Raw genomic sequence first — 17543 nt, forward strand, 5'->3', positions numbered from 1 at the left:
AGATTAGCCAAAGCACCGATTATGCTTAATGGATTGAAAGTTGAGCATGACTTTATCTCCAAGCATAATTGGATTCTTAAATATAATTTTAAGACCATTATAGACATAGGTGCCAACAGAGGTCAATTTGCATCAAGATTTCGGGTGTTATTTCCAGAGTCTTGGATTTATTCATTTGAGCCTATTCCTGAAGTTTATGAGCAATTATGTAAACGGTTTGAATTAGACACTAAATTCAAAGCATTCAACCTAGGCTTAGGCAAGCAATCTGGAACAATAGAATTTTATCAAAATGAATTTACGGACTCATCAAGTGCACTGCCTATGAAAAGTTTGCACAAGGTGAATTTTCCAAAAACATATATTGAAAAACAAATTCAAATAAAGATTGATAGGCTTGATGAAATTATGAAGTCCATAACAACCTCAAATCCACTTTTGGTTAAAATTGACGTACAGGGATTTGAAGAGATGGTGATTTTAGGAGGGAAAGATACTCTTATCAGAGCCTCGATTGTAATTGTTGAAGTTTCATTTTATGAACTCTATGAAAATCAAGTCTATTTTAAGACTATTTATGACCATATGGATCGGTTGGGTTTTACTTATCGTGGAAATTACGATCAATTGATTTCACCAATCGATGGGTGTGTACTACAGTCAGATGCAATTTTTATAAGGGAAAATGCATAAAGGAATTAATCTTTCTATTATTATCCCAAATTTTAATTCTGGGAGTCTGCTTGATCATACATTAGCCAGTATTTTTTTTAAAGAGATCATCTTTACATTTGAGGTTTTGATAATAGATAATCTTTCTATCGACAACCCTAGGCAGTATATTGATAATTATCCGGAAGGCTCTATTGTGTATATATCAGAACAGGATATTGGTATTTATGATGCAATGAATAAGGGTGTGAAATTAGCGTCTGGTAGATGGCTATTTTTTTTGGGAGCAGGTGATGAATTAATAATTGATGCAGTTAATCAGATTAAATTCAATCAATATAAAAATAGCACACTTATCTATGCTAATACCCAACTACTTAAAAATGGAAAAGTATATGATGGTGAATTTGATTTATTAAAATTGATGAAGCGAAATATATCCCATCAAGCTATTTTTTATAATCTTTCAGTTTTTAATGAAATTGGTTATTTCGATACTAACTTTAAAATTACGGCTGATTATATTTTTAATCTAAAAATTTTTATGAGGACTACTGTTGAGATCCATTATCTTCCAATAGTAGTTTCCCGTTTTTTGGGAGGAGGGCTTTCTGATGATTTACGTGATGATTTCTTTCAGAACAATAAATTAAAGATTATTAATAAGTTAGTTTTAAGTAATTTTATTTGGGAAAACCTATGTGCTTTAGTTAGTTACGATTTTTATTATTTGAAAAATTACTTGAAATTAAAAATTGGACAATAAGGAAATAGATATTTCTGTCGTTTTGCTTACATATAACCAAGAGTATTATGTAAGACAGGCTCTCGATTCTATCCTAAATCAAAATTTCACGGGAAGATGGGAAATTATTGTAGGTGATGATTGTTCCCTTGATAATACCGCTAATGTAATTGAAATAGGAAAAGGTAATTTTGATTTTATAAAAGTTTTTACAAATTCTAAAAACTTAGGACTTTCTAAAAATTATGAAAAAGCAATTCTTTTATCAAAAGGTAAATACATAGCTTATATAGAAGGAGATGATTATTGGACTGATGAATTTAAACTTCAAAAACAATTCGATTTCCTAGAACTTAATCCTAAATATGTCCTAGCATTTCATGACTTTGTTTTGATTGATAATGTTGGGAACATTATATCAGAATCGAATTTGGAAAAACCAAATCTTAAAAAAAATAGATCGAAAAAGGAGATGGTGGCAGGTTGTTTGATTCATCAGAATACAATGATGTTTCGGAATGTAATCTCGAAGTTCCCATTGGGTTTTTTCAAATCCAGAAATCATGACACATTTTTAATCGCATATTTATCTAATTGGGGATTGGCAGGTTATGTATATTGTAAACCACTTCATTATAGATACCTTAATACTTCTTTATGGTCAAGTTTAGACAATAAAAAGAAGCATTTGAATGGAATCATAACTTATTGGTGGATATTCACTATAGCACCAGTTGAAACTTTGTGGCCACTTTTTTTAAGGCTTCTTTCCAAAATTAGATCTTTCATATTATCTCATTCAACTTAAATATTCTTATTAAAGTTGATAACCTCTCAAAGTGATATCATGTACGCTTGAAAGAAATATATGCTGATGCCTTAGCTGACCAGATTGGAAATATCAGTAAGTTTATGGTTTCTCTTGGTAAGATAAGTTTGTTCACATGTGGTCTAATTCCATTCTTCAGCTATTAATGTTTAAATTTATACGACAGCTTATTTAGAGCTATAAATTTTGTTTATTATTTACGATCATTATCGCTCGTATAAATATTATTAATTATGATAAAAGGCTTCATATTATATCGTTATTACAAGTATTTTTCTATAATATTATTTTTAACCTCTACATTTTATTTAATGTTTTTTAGATTTAAAAATGTCTATTTAATTTCTTCCCCCATTGATGATGAAATTAAAATACTTTCAGATTTTCACTCTTTTAAAGCTAATACATATTATGACTCTGTATCGAAAGGGAGTTCTCCTATATTTAATGTTTTTGGTTTGATGGTAAATGCTTTTGTTTCCAATGGATTGATGGCAATAAAAACCTTGAATTTACTTTCACTTTTTGGAATTTTTGTAACTTGGGCATACTTTCAAATAAAATTTAAGGTCTACAATAAAAATTTAATTTATCTATATTTACCTGTTTTGTTTTATATATGCGTATACCAGCGACATTTTTATACTGCTTATACTGATGGGTTATTTACTTTTTTTATTTCTTTTAGTTTATTTCTCATTCTTTGTTCAGTCCTCTCAAATAGATATAAAAAATTGCTCTTTTTGTCATCATTTGTGTTTTTAGCTTTTGCTTTAGGTGTCAGAGAAATATTAGCATTATATAGTATTGGATTTTTAACAATTTATTTTTATTTAATTTGGAAAAATGAATTCAGTGGTATGTATTTTTTATATGGGGTATGTTTGTTCATTATTATTTCAATATTTATTCACTATCCATCATTAATTGATAAAGGCACTTTATCTTTTCATACTAAAGCTGCTTTTGAAGATATGAGTTGGACTCAACGAAATTTTCTTCAGATTTTGAATAAATCTCATATTATGCCGTCGTGGGAAAAAGTTAGAGCTTATTTAAACATAAATGGAGTATCTTCTCTTCCATATTCTGATTTAGAGGCGTTAACTAACTATCCTGATATTATTTTAATTAATTGGTTTAGGCAGACTTTTTTAAGTATACTTCCTTTTTTTAGACAATTAGGATTGATGTTTCCTTTAGCAGTTTTTGTAATATTTTTTAATTCTAATAATGCTAAAAAATACTCTTTTGTTCCAAGTATTTTTTTACTGTTTTTCCTAATATTTTCTTTTCAATTCGCATTTCTACCACTATATAGGATTGAATTTCGTTGGTTCAGTCTTTTTCCTATTCTATTTGTTGTTTCTTTATTTTACTCTCTAGATATGACGTTTTTTAAAAATAAATATTATGGATATTTGTTTTTTACAAATTTAATTGTACTCTCTATATTTAACTTTCTATTGTATGGATTATGGTAATGGATTGATATGTCAGTTGTAATTAAAATTTCAAACCTCTCTAAGCGCTATCGCATTGGGGTTAAAGAAAATCAAGCCTTGACCTTAGCAGGTCAACTAGGAAATATTATTAAATCACCATGGAGTAATCTCAAGAGATTAAGGGAAATGAGTAAGTTTGGCGTTGAAGATGAATCTGTTTTCTGGGCTTTGAAAGATATCAACTTTGAAGTTAATGAAGGTGAGGTGCTTGGGATTATAGGGAAAAACGGAGCTGGTAAATCAACTCTTCTCAAGATTCTTTCTCAGATTACAGAGCCAACTACTGGTAAAATTGAAATTAAGGGACGTGTTGCCTCTCTTTTGGAAGTAGGGACTGGTTTTCACCCAGAGCTCTCAGGTAGAGAAAATATCTACATGAACGGGACTATATTAGGGATGACAAGACGTGAAATCAATTCTAAGCTGGATGAGATCATTGATTTCTCTGGAGTAGAAAAGTTTATCGATACACCTGTCAAATTCTATTCTTCAGGGATGAAAGTGCGTTTGGGCTTTTCGGTTGCGGCTCATTTGGAACCAGAAATCTTGATTATTGATGAGGTGCTAGCAGTAGGAGATTTCGAGTTTCAAAGGAAGTGCCTTGGGAAAATGGAAGATGTTGCAGGTCAAGGCAGAACTGTTCTTTTTGTTAGTCATAATATGGAAGCCGTGTCCAATTTGTGTCATCAAACAATAAATCTAATTAGTGGAGAAATTGATTTTATTGGAAATACAAGAGAGGGGATTACAAAATATCTATGCAATTCAATCTTAGCAAAGAAGGAATATATTGATACTACAGAAGATCGAATTAACAAATTAACTGAAATTAAAATTGAGACTTCTTTGCCGAATCAAATTCAAAGATTTGGTGAAAAGCTTGTAATAAAAATTAAACTGACCGCTTTCAATTCATTAGAAAAAGCCAATGTTGCTTTTCAGATTTTTGAGCGAGGAACAGAGAAAAGTGTAATGTACGGATGGTTACATGATAATGAATTTCATATTGGGAATAGTAAGGGGATTTATTTCTTAGAATGTGTAATTCCAAAATTAAGGTTATATAAGGGAAATTACGATTTCACTTTTCATTTTTCGGAATTAAGTGGAAGGAAGAATCCTCAGAAAATCGAAAATGTTTGTCCCTTTGAAGTTTCAATGGTAGGTATCCCTCATCAATTTGAGTGGTCAGATAAAAATTGTGTATATATAGATGATTTCGAATGGAAAGTTATTTAGGAAAAGTAATCGGTTCTTGGGATTCTGAAAAAATTAATGATTTTTGGGATTTTGCGTCTAAAGAGCCGAAAAAATATTTCACACATAATCATGGAAATGAGATTGTCCAATTCTTTGAGCCAGACTTATCCAACAACAGTAAAATTTTAGATTATGGTGCTGGACTTGGATTTCTTTCAGAAATTTTACTTAAAAAAGGTTATCAAGTAAAATGTATGGATTCATCTTCAGATTCCTTGAATGTGCTTGATGATAAGTTGAGAGGTTACCCAAACTATCTTGGGGCTCAAAACCTAAAAGATCTTCAAAACACAGACGTGAAATTTGATGTAATTTTTGTGATAGAAGTTATTGAACATCTAAACGATGTTTTTTTAGAAGAACTTATGAAAAATGTGAGTGCACTTTTATCCAATAGGGGACAAGTTATTTTTACTACTCCGAATAATGAGGATCTTACTCAATCATATATTTATTGCCCATTCAGTGACTTGATTTTTCACAGGTGGCAGCATGTTAGATCTTGGAACAAAAAGAGTCTTTCTAAAACTTTGATTTCAATGGGCTTCAATTCTATTGAAACTAGAGAAACTCACTTTTTACCTAAACCTAAATGGAAAGGATTTAATCGAAAGACGATAGGTTTGTTTTTAGAATATTTAAAGCATAAAGTTGAAAAGAAAAAACCTCATTTGGTTGCAATAGCATCTATAACTTGAGAAACATTGCGTTTGTAACTTCTGAATTTATTCAGCCGAACGAATCAAAAACGGGGGGATTAGGAACCTATATCTGGAATATTTCTAATCTCTTGGATAAGCATGGAATTACCGTTTTTATTTTTATTCCAGGTGGAGAAAATAATTCTTTCAGAATCCCAAATACGAATATCACAGTTAAAGAATTTTTTATTTCTCAAAATACTCCCTCTTCCTTCGATAAAGCGAAACATTTTTTTTTGAAAAGGTTTTCGAATTATTCTTACGTCTATTATTTGGAACTAAGAAGCAGGGCTATTCAAATCCATGATTTTTTGCGTGTTGAGAATGATAATTTTCAGTTTGATTTGATACAATACTCTAATTTGAATGGGATAGGATATTTCCCTTTGCAGGACGTTTGCAGTGTGGTGAGGATAAGTAGTCTTACGCATCTCTATTTGAAATATGGGGAAGGATATTATGGTATAGATCCCTTTAAGGTCCAAGCTCAAATAAGATTTGAAAACAAATCGTATAAGAAGTTTAAGTTCATAGTAGGACCATCTTCCTATATGTTAAACCATATGAAATTTATAAAGGATGTTTTTAAAACTAGAATCCTGAGCCCTTATGAAAATCGCACTTCATTTTCTGTCTCAGAATATACTTATACCCCAAATATCAAGATTGGATATTTTGGCAGTGTTGATTATAGGAAAGGCATTGATTTACTTTTAGATGCCATAAGTTCTTTATCAGAGGAAAAATTGTCGCTCACAGTCGTTGGGAAATTATATGAGGATTCACCGGAAAACCGAACTATCAAGCAAAGAATTTTAAATCAATCCAATATTATTTATTTCCAGAGTCAATCAAAATTCAATTTGATAAGGATTTTACAAGACGTAGATATTATTGTTTTACCCTCTCGTGTTGATAACTTACCTAATACCTTATTGGAGTCCTTGGGTATGGGTAAAATTGTAGTAGGTCCTAATGCTTGGGGATTTGAAGAAGTGATTGAAGATGGCGTAAATGGTTTTCTATTTGAAGTAGGTTCACAGTCTTCATTAACAGAAACGCTAAAAGTTATCCTGAGCCTAAGCAACGAAGAAAGGGGTACGGTTTGTATGAAGGCAAAAGAATTCATTTCAAATTACTCTTCTGATTATGTTTTTAGTAATTGCATGGAGGTATATAATCAATGCATTAAAATTTCTAATAATATATGTGTGGAATAGTTGGTCTAATCCAATCAAACAAAACTGAGTTGTCTTTTATACTTCAGAAGATGCTCTCTAAAGTACAGCATAGGGGTCCTGATGGTAGTGGCATTTTCGAGTATGCTGGTGTTGGCATAGGTCAGAGTAGATTGTCGATTATTGATGTGGAAGGAGGACAACAGCCTATGTCAGATTCAACAAATTCCTATTGGATTACCTACAATGGAGAGTTGTATAATTACCAGGAATTAAGAGTGCAGCTTCGGTTAAAGGGCTTTGCCTTTAAAACAAATTCTGACACTGAAGTTGTACTTCAAGCTTATGCCTGTTGGGGCAAAGAGTGTGTCAGTTTCTTTCGCGGTATGTTTGCTTTCTGTATTCTCGATACCATACGGAAGGAATTATTTTTGGCAAGGGATCAATTTGGTATTAAGCCATTGGTATATGCGACTGGTCCGGATTTATTTGCTTTTGCTTCTGAGATTCAAGCTTTAAGACCAGTTTCAGGTATGGACTGGGAGATTAATTTGACTGGAATCGATCAATTTCTGTCTTACCAATATATTCCTGCTCCATATTCCATTTTCAACGGAGTTAAGAAATTACTTCCCGGTCATTTTATGCGAGTGGATTTTGCTGGAAGTATACTGGAAGTAACCCAATATTGGGATATTGATTTTGCATCAGATTCCACCAAATCACAAGCATATTGGTTAGAATCTATAGAACAGGCAATTTCAGATTCGGTGCAGGCTCATTTAGTTTCTGATGTGCCATTTGGAGCATTTTTATCTGGAGGAGTAGATTCTTCGTTGGTAGTGTCACAGATGGCAAAAAAGATGAAGTCTCCTTTGAAAACATTTTGTATTGGCTTTGAAGAAAAGGATTTTTCAGAGATTGAATTTGCTAGGAAAGTGGCTGTGAAATATGGGACTGATCATCATGAGGAAATAGTAAAACCTCGAGCATTGGAGATTTTGCCTGATTTGGTAAAGCATTATGGAGAGCCTTTCGGCGACTCTTCAGCTATTCCTACCTACTATGTTTCTAAATTGGCTAGAAAGGAAGTTACCATGGTGCTTTCTGGTGATGGAGGAGATGAATTATTTGGTGGTTATGAGAACTATACCACTCGATGGATTAAGCATTTTAGCCCGATTCCAGAACATCTTCCCATCTATAAGAAAGCCGTCTATTTTGGCATGAATAAAATCATTCCTGAAAAATATCCATTGAGAACTGCCTCACTGACAGATTGGAAACGATACATTGAATATTTCAATCAACAGCATAGAAGTCACCTATGGAAAAAGGAATTTCAAGAGCAGTTTGCAGGCTCTGATGATTTTATAAAAGATGTTTGGTTACAAGCAAAACAGTATTCCCATTTTCATAAAACTCAATATACCGACTTCAAAACCTATTTGCCTTATGCTGTTTTGACAAAGGTGGATATTGCAAGCATGATGCATAGTTTGGAGGTAAGAACTCCTTTATTAGATGTGGAAGTAATTAAACTTGCATCTCAGATTCCAGAGAAATTCAATACACATAAAATTAATGGTGATTGGGTTGGCAAGGATATCTTAAAAAGGATATTGACTAAGGAGATGGGAGAGAACTTTGCTTATCGTAAGAAAATGGGATTTGGAGTTCCTTTAAATCATTGGTTTGGAGATTCAAACAAAGTTCAAGGAGAGATTCAAGAGCGAATTCTTTCAAGAGGGAATCTGTTGGAGAATTATTTTCAACGTACTGAACTTGAAAAAATAGCCTTTGGCTCACAATCTGGGAAACAATGGTTGTTGATTTTTCTTCAAGAGTGGCTTACTCAAAATACCTAGACAAAGCAAAGCTAAGTGAGAAAGAAAATATTAATAGCACTGCATAGATTCGTGGTAGGGGGAGCTGAAACGCAGGCCTTGTATCTCGCCAAAGAATTAAGAAATAATGGATTTGAAGTAATTATTGGAGCTTTCGGGACAGAGGTAGGAGAAGGACTGGATAGATTTAAGCATGAGGATTTTACTTGTGTTCGTTGGGGATTTCAAGAAAAATTGATTTTATATCCTGCGAAGACGATTTCAGGTTTTATTCGAAAATGGCGATATACTTGGTTGTTAATTAACAAGGTAAGATCACTTGGAATTGATATAGTGATACCTTATACCTATCCTGCAAATTTTGTTTTTTGCCGCTGGTTTAAAAGAATGAATGTGAAAAGAGCCTTTTGGAATCAACGCGATGAGGGAAGGCAGTTTCTTGGGTCATCTTTCGAAAAAAGGGTTTTAAGAAATGCTAGCCATATCATAACAAATTCACTGGAAGGATATCAATTTTTGAATCAGTTTACTAGCGAACCTATCCACCTTATTCCTAATGGAATTGATGTCAATAAATTTACTTCTAGTGATCACCACCAAAGCTCAAAGAATGTTGTCATGATTGGTAATATTCATGGATACAAAGATCATATTACGTTGATTCATGCTTGGCAAATTGTTGCCCAACAATTTCCTGAATATAAATTATTACTGGCAGGAAGAGCAGGAGACACCTTCGAGGTTTGTGAGAAATTTGTTATTGATCTTAAACTTCAGGAATCAATCAGGTTTTTAGGTGTAGTCAGTGACATCTCTTCTTTGTTGTCAAATTGCAGCATTGCGGTTTTCAGTTCAAATAACGAAGGTGTACCGAATGGGATATTAGAACCTATGGCAGCTAGCTTACCTGTTGTATCCACAAATATTCAAGGTGCAAAAGAAGCTTTAGGTGAAAAATATCCATTTTTAGTAGAAAGTGGAAACTCAAATCAATTCGCTGGTTTTATTATTCGTTTGTTAAGTGATCCAGACTTGAGGAAGGAAATTGGATCAAATAACCGTATACGCTTACAGCAAAATTTCTCCATAGCGAAAATGACTAAAGGTTATATTCATCTGCTAAATGTCTGAAGTGATTTTTTCCATAATAATTCCCTGTTACAACCAAGCCCATTTTCTACCCGATGCCTTAAACTCTTTAATAAATCAATCCTTTGGAGACTGGGAAGCAATAGTTATAAATGACGGAAGTACAGACAATACCAAGGAAGTATCTGAGTCTTATATGTTGAAGGAAACGAGAGTTCGCTTGGTGAATCAATCTAATCAAGGACTTTCCGCTGCCCGGAATACTGGTATTGCTCAATCAAACGGAAAGTATATTACATTCTTAGATGCAGATGATTGGTTATACCTTGACTTTTTAGAAATAGTTCGATCATATTTTATAAGCGATGCGGATATTGTCATTACTGGCTATGACCATTGGAAGAATAATATTGCTGTACAGCAGGTATCTAAGCATTACTCAAGTATTGGGATAGATTATTTTATCTATAAAAACTTTTCTCCATGCATGACATTTTGTATTAAAAAAATAAGAATTGATCAAATAGGTGTCTTCGATCAATCGCTTAAAAGCGCTGAAGATTGGGATTTTTGGATTAGAGCAGCTAAATGTGAGCTAAAAATTGTATCTATTCCAGATGTGCTTGCGGCCTATCGCTACTCTGATCATAGTATGAGTAGAGATGGGAGCCGGATGTATGAGGCGTTAAAAGAAGTTTTTTTAAGAATTTCACAACACGATTCAAGGATCAATGTACAGAATCAAATTATTCCCCAAGGCGTTGACATTTCACGTGGGATTCTTGCTGCTCTTATGCCTTGTTTAGGAGTAATGATTGTACAAGGGAATGTAGAAGCTGCGCTGGAGCTGTATCGAACAGAACGTATAGCATTTAATTTGAAACCTTCAAAAAAGGATTTTTGCAAATTAAATTCCTACTTGACGTTTCGCTACTGGAATTCACTTAAGGAACTGGAGCTTGTGCTGGAAGAATTTGAACCGCGGATACGTTTTTTTTTAGAGGTAATTATACCATCTAAATTGGTAGCAAATAGAATCAGCAGGGAGATATTTAGGTCTTCCAAAATGAAATTGAACCATTTGAGGTACGGATCAGTGGCGGGTGGTATTCTGAATAGGCTCATTAGATGAATTCAGGGATTTCTATAATTATCTGTTCTTACAACGGAACTAATCGACTATCAAAAACTTTGGATTCCATATTGATACAAGACACTAGAAGTCCATTTGAGTTAATTGTTGTGGATAATAATTCTACTGATGAGACCTCAGTATTTGCAAAAACATTCCTTAGCAGAAAAACAATTGATTGGCGACTTATCCATGAAGCGAAAGCAGGATTGAGCCATGCACGCTGGCGAGGAATAGCTGAAGCAAAGTATGAATTGATACTTTTCTGCGACGATGACAACCATTTAGAAAGCAATTACCTGGAAATAGGAAACGACTTTTTTAAAAGAAATCCAAATGTTGGAATTCTTGGTGGACTTGGAAGGGCTGTTTTTGAAAGTGAAAAGCCGATTTGGTTTGATCATTTTGCCCACAGTTATGCAGTTGGTACGCTTGGTAAGCAAGCTGGTGTTCAAGCTAAGGGTAGCTATCATTATGGAGCGTCATGTTTTATTCGACGACTTCCGTTAATGAAATTAAGAGAAAAGGGTTTTCAGTCCGTTTTGTCAGATAGAAAGGGGAGCGGATTAAGTTCCGGTGGTGATGTAGAGTTGTGCTATGCAGTCCAGTTATTGGGATATGATTTGGCATTTGAGCCAGCACTTAGATTTGATCATTATATCGAAAACCATCGATTAAAGTGGAGCTACTATCTAAATCTTAAAAGAGGGATTGCATCTTCCTTTCCTTTGCTAGATACCTACGAAATTGACCAAATGGATTCCAGTAGGAATTTCCAGCATTATTTATGGAGGCGGCTTTGGATGGTTGTCAAAGGAATTATAAAAACCTTTCCTACGAGAAATAGTTCACTGCAAAATCAGGTGACTTTTGCAATACTTAGATCGAAACTTAAGGCATTTAGGATTAATTATATGAATGCACTTTTGGCATTTGAACGTAATAAGCGAATCTTTGGTGAATAGATTTTCTATTGTAATTCCAGCCTTTAATGTGGAAAATAGCATTCAAAGGGCATTTAATTCTGTAATTAGGCAAGACTATTTGGATTTTGAATTGATAGTTGTTAATGATGGTAGTACGGATGGCACGCATGCCATACTTTCAGAATTAGAGAAAGCTAATTCATTCATATTAATTAATCAGCAAAATCAGGGAGTCAGTGCAGCAAGAAATTCGGGAGCGACTCAGGCTAAGTCCGACTGGTTGATTTTCTTAGATTCGGATGATGAATTAATTCCATCTGCATTAGCACAATTTAATAAAGCGATTGAATCCGATTCCAAAAGAGATTTTTGGCAAGCGGGAATTCGTCGAATATCAGGCCAGAATTTACAAGAATTAATACCTATACAAGATGAATATCACAGTAAAATTCCGGGTACATTTTGCATTAGCAAAGGTTTGTTTGAGCAAGTTGGAGGCTATGATGAACAAATGAAGTTTTCCGAGAACACAGAACTATTTCATCGCGTTGGTTTGAAAGGAGTGATAGGAGGAGTAATTTCAGAGATTACCTTAATCTATTATGATTCATCTACCGGAGGATCCAAAAATCTTCAGAATATGATTGATTCCCTATTGATCATTTTAGATAAGCATGAAACCACACTTTCAGACCATGTCAAGTATCTTTACCATCAGATTATTGGAGTAAATTACATGCGGTTTCGTAATTATTCTTTAGCAAGAAAGCATCTGTTGAAAGCGATTTCCTATAAACCCTTAAAAGCAAAAACGCTAATTCGTCTATTCATCTCAATGGTGCCACCTTTGGCAAAAAAACTATATCCGCAAGAGGTTAAATTATGATTAGTCTGGGAGGATTTATAATTACCTATAATAGGCCGGAAATTCTAAAGGACACGATTGCTAAAGTTTTTGAGCAAACGCATCCTCCAGAAATTCTCTGGATTATTGATAATTCTGAAAATCTAAGAACAGATCATATGATCGCTTCATTATTAGATTCACGGATTAAGTACCATCGCATGGGGTATAATGCTGGTCCTGCGGGAGCAGCTGCTGTTGGTTTGGAACTCTGTACCGAAGATGGAGCCGACTGGATCTACTGGGGCGATGATAATGACCCGCCATTTAGATTAGATTGTTTCCAAAGGCTTCTCGCAATTCGTGATGTTAATCCTTATTGTGGAGTATTAGGAGCAGTGGGACATTTCTTTGATCGCAAGAAAGGAGTAATCAAAAGAATCCAAACTCGGTTATTGGAAAAAAAAGAATGGATACCAGTAGATACAATAGCAGGAGGTATGTGCATGATCGTATCCAAAGATGTTGTAAAAGCTAAAATATTCCCGGATAAAGACCTGTTTTTTGGTTTTGAAGAATTAGATTTCTGCTTGAAAGCAAGTAGAAAAGGTTTTGCTTTAGTAGTGGATTGTGGACTTTTTTTGGAATCTCGAAAGGAATCAGGGAGACTTATCTTTGCCAGACCAGCATACCAAAAGAAATCAAACCTAAATCGAGAGTATTATAGTCTAAGAAATCTTCTCTTCATTTCAGATTCTTTGACCTTAAATACTATGAAACGGAAGTTAATTGGGAAGTGGATCCTTAAGGCATTTTATGGTTATAGATACGGTTTGGGCTATGGTTGGAAAAATATGCGTTTGATATTTTTAGCATTGTTGCACTATTACGGAGGCGTCAAAGGAAAAACTATTGATCTTGCCTAAATTGACCATTCTCTACCTCCTAGACACCCTTCAAACAGGAGGAGCTGAAAAGAGTTTATTGGCGATTACTTCTAGGTTTACACAATTCACACCAGTTTTTGTAACGCTATTTGCGGGTAGACATGATTTGCTTTCGGATTATGAGAAGGCAGGTATTAAAGTAATAAGCCTAGATCTGCTAGTCTCAAATCGCTTTAAGGAAATTGCAAGGAAAGTGGATGTCATAGTCCAAGAAGAACAAGCTGTCATCGTTCACTCTAGCATATTTAGATCAGATATGGTTGCTCGTCACCTTCAAAGCAAGGTCAAAATCGTCAATAGCTTGGTGAACAACAGTTACAGAAAGCGGCGCTATGATGGGCTGAAGTTTAGAGGAAAACTTTCTCTTCTTGGTGTACAGATACTAGACCGTATGACCGTAGGCAAGATCGATTTGATGATAGCTAATTCGCAGGTTTTAATTGATTCCCATCGTAAGACAATTGGTCTTGATCCGAAGAAGGCGGTCGTGGTACATAGGGGTAGGGAGTTGCCAGTGCCCTTCGACTTCGCTCAGGGTGACAGGCGGCAGTTTTTAGTGTCAAGAACCAAAATTCAAGATTCAAGAGCGGAGATTCAAGAATTTGGTATGGAGGATTGGAGTTCTATGAATCTCGTAAATCGTAAATCAAAAATCTCAAATCGCATATGGTTATGCGTGGCTAGATTAATCGAGCGAAAAGGGCATAAGGATTTACTTCCTGCTTTTGCGAAGCTTCTAAAAGAAAGACCAAATGACCGATTGATTCTTGCAGGTGATGGACCATATCGAGAAGAAATTGAAAAGGAAATTGAGAGATTAGAAATTGGTGAATCCGTGGATTTGTTGGGTACTGTAAGTAACGTTGATGAATTACTTGCACAAGCTGATTTCTTTGTTTTTCCGACGTACTTCGAAGGCTTGCCAGGTTCTTTGATAGAAGCGATGATGGCGAAGGTTCCAATAATTTGCTCCGATATTCCTGAGAATAAAGAATGTATCAAAGAGGGGATGGGCTTATTTCACCGAGTGGGAGATCAAGGAGATTTGTTATTGCAAATGCAGGAAGCGGTTGCTTTGGATGATTGGGATACTCGCACGCAGAACGCTTTTAATTATGCTGCCGAGCATTTCGAAATAGGTAAGATTGTAAGGCAATATGAGGAGACTTATTTAAAGCTTTTAGGGATTTGAAGATCCTCCAACTCATCCAAAAACCTCAACTCAGAGGTGCAGAAGTTTTTGCAGCTCAGCTATCCGATCAGTTAATACAAAGGGGACATGAGCTAATGCTGGTAAGTTTATTTGATGGAACAGCAACTTTACCATTTGCAGGAAAGCAATTTTGTATAGCTGCTAATTCTGCTAAAAGATTTTGGGATTTCACGGCATGGAAAAAGCTAGCAACTCTTATTGAAGAATTTCAACCAGATATAATTCAAGCAAATGCAGGAGATACGCTAAAGTATGCCGTTAGCTCAAAGCTAGCATTTGGATGGAAAGCTAAGTTAGTATTTAGAAATGCGAACTTGATTTCTGCTTTTCATAAATCTATCTTTCAAAAGCGCTACAATAGATTTCTAATGCGTCAAGTCGATGGCGTTGCATCGGTTTCGGAACTTTGTAAGGCTGACTTTTTGATAACATTTGACTTCCCAAAAACTAAAATAGCTACACTTCCCATTGGCGTAAACTCACCAGAAGTGAAACCCACACTTCCTGAAGATATAGCGCAAGTGCTGGAAGGAAGTCTCTTTCTTATTCATATTGGGAGTTTTGTTCCAGAAAAGAATCATGAGGGATTGATTAGAATTTTCAAGCACATCCAACTTGTTTATCCTGATGTGAAATTACTTTTAGTAGGAGAGGGTAAATTGAAAAAGCAGCTTGAGGAAGTACATAGCACTGATCCAAGTATCGTATTTGCAGGTATAAGGACAGACGTTCCAGCAATTTTACCTTTTGCAAAAGCCTTACTTTTACCTTCCCTAATTGAAGGGCTTCCGGGAGTAATTCTGGAAGCTATGATCAATGGAGTTCCGGTCGTAGCCTATGACGTAGGTGGTATTTCGGAGGTAATTATTTCTGGAGAAACGGGATATCTAATTTCAGTCAAGAAGGAGGAAATGTTTATAAGAGCTGTTGAGGAAATTCTGGAAGGGAAAACTTTAGAGTTGAACGGCATGATAGATTCAGCGAAAAAGCAAATACTTGAAACCTATTCTCTACCAACAATCACTTCCAAGTTTGAAGCATTTTATCAGCAGTTACTTGAGCTAAAATAGTGAGAATTTTATTTCTAGATACAGAACCAATTCTAAGAGGAGCTCAGGTATTTATTTCTGAGCTTTCTTATTTTATTGCCAAGCTAGGGCATGAAGTAAAAGTCGTTTACCTATATCAAGATTCTTTGAAAGAGTCCTCAGTTCATATGCCAGCCATGAATTGTGACAATTTAGATGGAATTAAAAATAGCTTCTCAGAACGTGCCTTAGGACTTGATTCAAGATTGATCATCAACTTGGTTGATGTGGTAAATCGTTTTAACCCAGAAATAGTCCTTTGCAATGGATCTAGCACGTTGAAGTATGCAGTAGCGGCAAAACACTTTGTTAAAAGTAAACCTTGCTGGATTGCTCGTTGGATAGATGATGCGGTATTCTGGAATCCAGGATTAGTTTCAAAATTGATTTATAAGAACTTGATTATGTCTCAATTTGATGCTTGCATAGGAGTATCTAAAGCATCTCTAGAATCAATGATTCAACATTATGATTTCAAAAAACCAAGCCGGGTGATTCATCGGGTTTTTGATCCTATGAAGTTTCAGCATGCACTGAGTAGAGAGGAGGCAAGGCGATCTTTAGGTTTTGAAGAAAAAGATGAGATACTACTTTTTCTTGGAAATCTTACTCCTCAAAAACGTCCAGATCGCTTTATCGAAATTGTCCAGAAACTTGCCAAAACCCGCCCCAATATAAAAGCCATCATAGTCGGAGATGGTACCTTGGGCGTTTCCATAAAATCTCAAATCTCAAATCTCAAATCTAAAATCTTTTTTTATGGCTACCAACAAGACGTCTCTCCCTATCTTTCTGCAGCGGATATTCTTGTGCTTACTTCAGATACAGAGGGCTTGCCAGGAGTTGTCTTAGAGGCTGCCTACTTTGCAGTCCCTACCGTTGCTACTGAAGTAGGAGGGATTGCAGAATGCCTGATTGATGGAGAAACAGGTCTTTTAGTTCCAGACCGCTCTGTAGATGCTTTTTGTCATAAAATAGAAACACTTTTAGCTGATCCCATATTCAGGACGCACTTAGGCACAAACGCCAAAAAATTCACCTCCCAACATTTTCGAATGGATCAAGTTGCCCAGCAATACCTGGGCTTTTTACAACAAATCATCAACCAGCCCTAACCCCAATCTTTAATCTCCTAACTCCCAATCTTGTCTCTCAATCTCTCTATTTCCAGTCTCTCACTCTCCTAATCCCCAATCCCAAACACCTGTCCCCCGTAGAGAAGCAAACCTCCACCAACAATGTCATCCTGAGCGAGGTCGAAGTACAACAACTCACGATAGCTATCGGGACAACAAACAACCAATAACCAACAACCAACAACCAACAACCAATAACCAATAACCAATAACCAATATATAACAACCAACAACTAACCAATCACCTCCAAATAAACCCTTTCCAACTCAGCCACCATTCTTTTCATACTAAAATTGTTTATGACCCGCTCTCTGGCGGCAAGCCTCATTTGATTATGTTTCTCTGGGTTTTGAATCAACTGGCAGCAGTAATCACTTAAGTTTTCCCAAGCCTCAATTTCTGTAAGATAACCCTGTACACCTTGTTGGAT

17 protein-coding genes are annotated in these 17543 nt (G+C 35.1%); 16 read left to right on the plus strand and 1 reads right to left on the minus strand.

The window, feature by feature from the left end:
* Positions 1 to 21: 21 nt before the first annotated feature.
* From BVH02_RS20520 to BVH02_RS20595, 16 genes are all read left to right on the plus strand, one after another.
* On the plus strand, positions 22 to 693 hold the full coding sequence (locus tag BVH02_RS20520; protein WP_158093922.1) for an FkbM family methyltransferase: 672 nt from the start codon (positions 22 to 24) through the stop codon (positions 691 to 693).
* Positions 686 to 1438 carry a glycosyltransferase gene (locus BVH02_RS20525; protein ID WP_086503346.1) on the plus strand — a complete coding sequence of 251 codons (753 nt, stop codon included), beginning with the start codon at positions 686 to 688 and terminating at the stop codon, positions 1436 to 1438. Before BVH02_RS20520 ends, BVH02_RS20525 begins: the two co-directional genes overlap by 8 nt.
* Complete coding sequence (locus BVH02_RS20530) at positions 1428 to 2225, plus strand: glycosyltransferase (protein WP_086503347.1); 798 nt, start codon at positions 1428 to 1430, stop codon at positions 2223 to 2225. The genes BVH02_RS20525 and BVH02_RS20530 overlap by 11 nt, the downstream gene beginning before the upstream one ends.
* Before the next feature lie 332 nt (positions 2226 to 2557).
* Positions 2558 to 3730: a hypothetical protein gene (locus BVH02_RS20535; RefSeq protein ID WP_086503348.1), complete on the plus strand. Its 1173-nt coding sequence runs from the start codon at positions 2558 to 2560 to the stop codon at positions 3728 to 3730.
* A 9-nt stretch (positions 3731 to 3739) separates the two neighbouring features.
* A complete protein-coding gene (locus BVH02_RS20540; RefSeq protein ID WP_086503349.1) occupies positions 3740 to 4990 on the plus strand; it encodes an ABC transporter ATP-binding protein in 1251 nt (416 codons plus the stop codon).
* Positions 4975 to 5709, plus strand: a complete 735-nt coding sequence (locus BVH02_RS20545; RefSeq protein WP_086503350.1) for a class I SAM-dependent methyltransferase — start codon at positions 4975 to 4977, stop codon at positions 5707 to 5709. Before BVH02_RS20540 ends, BVH02_RS20545 begins: the two co-directional genes overlap by 16 nt.
* A 92-nt stretch (positions 5710 to 5801) precedes the next feature.
* Positions 5802 to 6932 (plus strand): glycosyltransferase family 4 protein, encoded by a 1131-nt coding sequence (locus BVH02_RS21695; RefSeq protein ID WP_143244270.1) that lies wholly within the window; start codon positions 5802 to 5804, stop codon positions 6930 to 6932.
* Between the two features lie 50 nt (positions 6933 to 6982).
* Positions 6983 to 8758 carry an asparagine synthase (glutamine-hydrolyzing) gene (gene asnB / locus BVH02_RS20555; RefSeq protein ID WP_240507472.1) on the plus strand — a complete coding sequence of 592 codons (1776 nt, stop codon included), beginning with the start codon at positions 6983 to 6985 and terminating at the stop codon, positions 8756 to 8758.
* 15 nt (positions 8759 to 8773) lie between these two features.
* Positions 8774 to 9868 (plus strand): glycosyltransferase family 4 protein, encoded by a 1095-nt coding sequence (locus BVH02_RS20560; RefSeq protein WP_086503353.1) that lies wholly within the window; start codon positions 8774 to 8776, stop codon positions 9866 to 9868.
* Positions 9861 to 10958: a glycosyltransferase family 2 protein gene (locus tag BVH02_RS20565; protein WP_086503354.1), complete on the plus strand. Its 1098-nt coding sequence runs from the start codon at positions 9861 to 9863 to the stop codon at positions 10956 to 10958. The genes BVH02_RS20560 and BVH02_RS20565 overlap by 8 nt, the downstream gene beginning before the upstream one ends.
* A complete protein-coding gene (locus BVH02_RS20570; RefSeq protein ID WP_086503355.1) occupies positions 10955 to 11923 on the plus strand; it encodes a glycosyltransferase in 969 nt (322 codons plus the stop codon). The genes BVH02_RS20565 and BVH02_RS20570 overlap by 4 nt, the downstream gene beginning before the upstream one ends.
* Complete coding sequence (locus tag BVH02_RS20575) at positions 11916 to 12770, plus strand: glycosyltransferase family 2 protein (RefSeq protein ID WP_158093925.1); 855 nt, start codon at positions 11916 to 11918, stop codon at positions 12768 to 12770. The genes BVH02_RS20570 and BVH02_RS20575 overlap by 8 nt, the downstream gene beginning before the upstream one ends.
* Complete coding sequence (locus tag BVH02_RS20580; protein ID WP_086503357.1) at positions 12767 to 13654, plus strand: glycosyltransferase; 888 nt, start codon at positions 12767 to 12769, stop codon at positions 13652 to 13654. The genes BVH02_RS20575 and BVH02_RS20580 overlap by 4 nt, the downstream gene beginning before the upstream one ends.
* Positions 13647 to 14867 carry a glycosyltransferase gene (locus tag BVH02_RS20585; protein WP_143244271.1) on the plus strand — a complete coding sequence of 407 codons (1221 nt, stop codon included), beginning with the start codon at positions 13647 to 13649 and terminating at the stop codon, positions 14865 to 14867. The genes BVH02_RS20580 and BVH02_RS20585 overlap by 8 nt, the downstream gene beginning before the upstream one ends.
* Positions 14864 to 15958 carry a glycosyltransferase family 4 protein gene (locus BVH02_RS20590; protein ID WP_086503359.1) on the plus strand — a complete coding sequence of 365 codons (1095 nt, stop codon included), beginning with the start codon at positions 14864 to 14866 and terminating at the stop codon, positions 15956 to 15958. The genes BVH02_RS20585 and BVH02_RS20590 overlap by 4 nt, the downstream gene beginning before the upstream one ends.
* On the plus strand, positions 15958 to 17091 hold the full coding sequence (locus BVH02_RS20595; RefSeq protein WP_086503360.1) for a glycosyltransferase family 4 protein: 1134 nt from the start codon (positions 15958 to 15960) through the stop codon (positions 17089 to 17091). Before BVH02_RS20590 ends, BVH02_RS20595 begins: the two co-directional genes overlap by 1 nt.
* Positions 17092 to 17345: 254 nt before the next feature.
* On the opposite strand, the gene BVH02_RS21700 is transcribed toward BVH02_RS20595, so the two are convergent.
* Positions 17346 to 17543 (minus strand): glycosyltransferase (locus BVH02_RS21700; RefSeq protein WP_394363998.1); only part of this gene is annotated, 198 nt, incomplete at its 5' end.

The organism is Algoriphagus ratkowskyi, from assembly GCF_002150505.1.
Lineage (GTDB): Bacteria > Bacteroidota > Bacteroidia > Cytophagales > Cyclobacteriaceae > Algoriphagus > Algoriphagus ratkowskyi.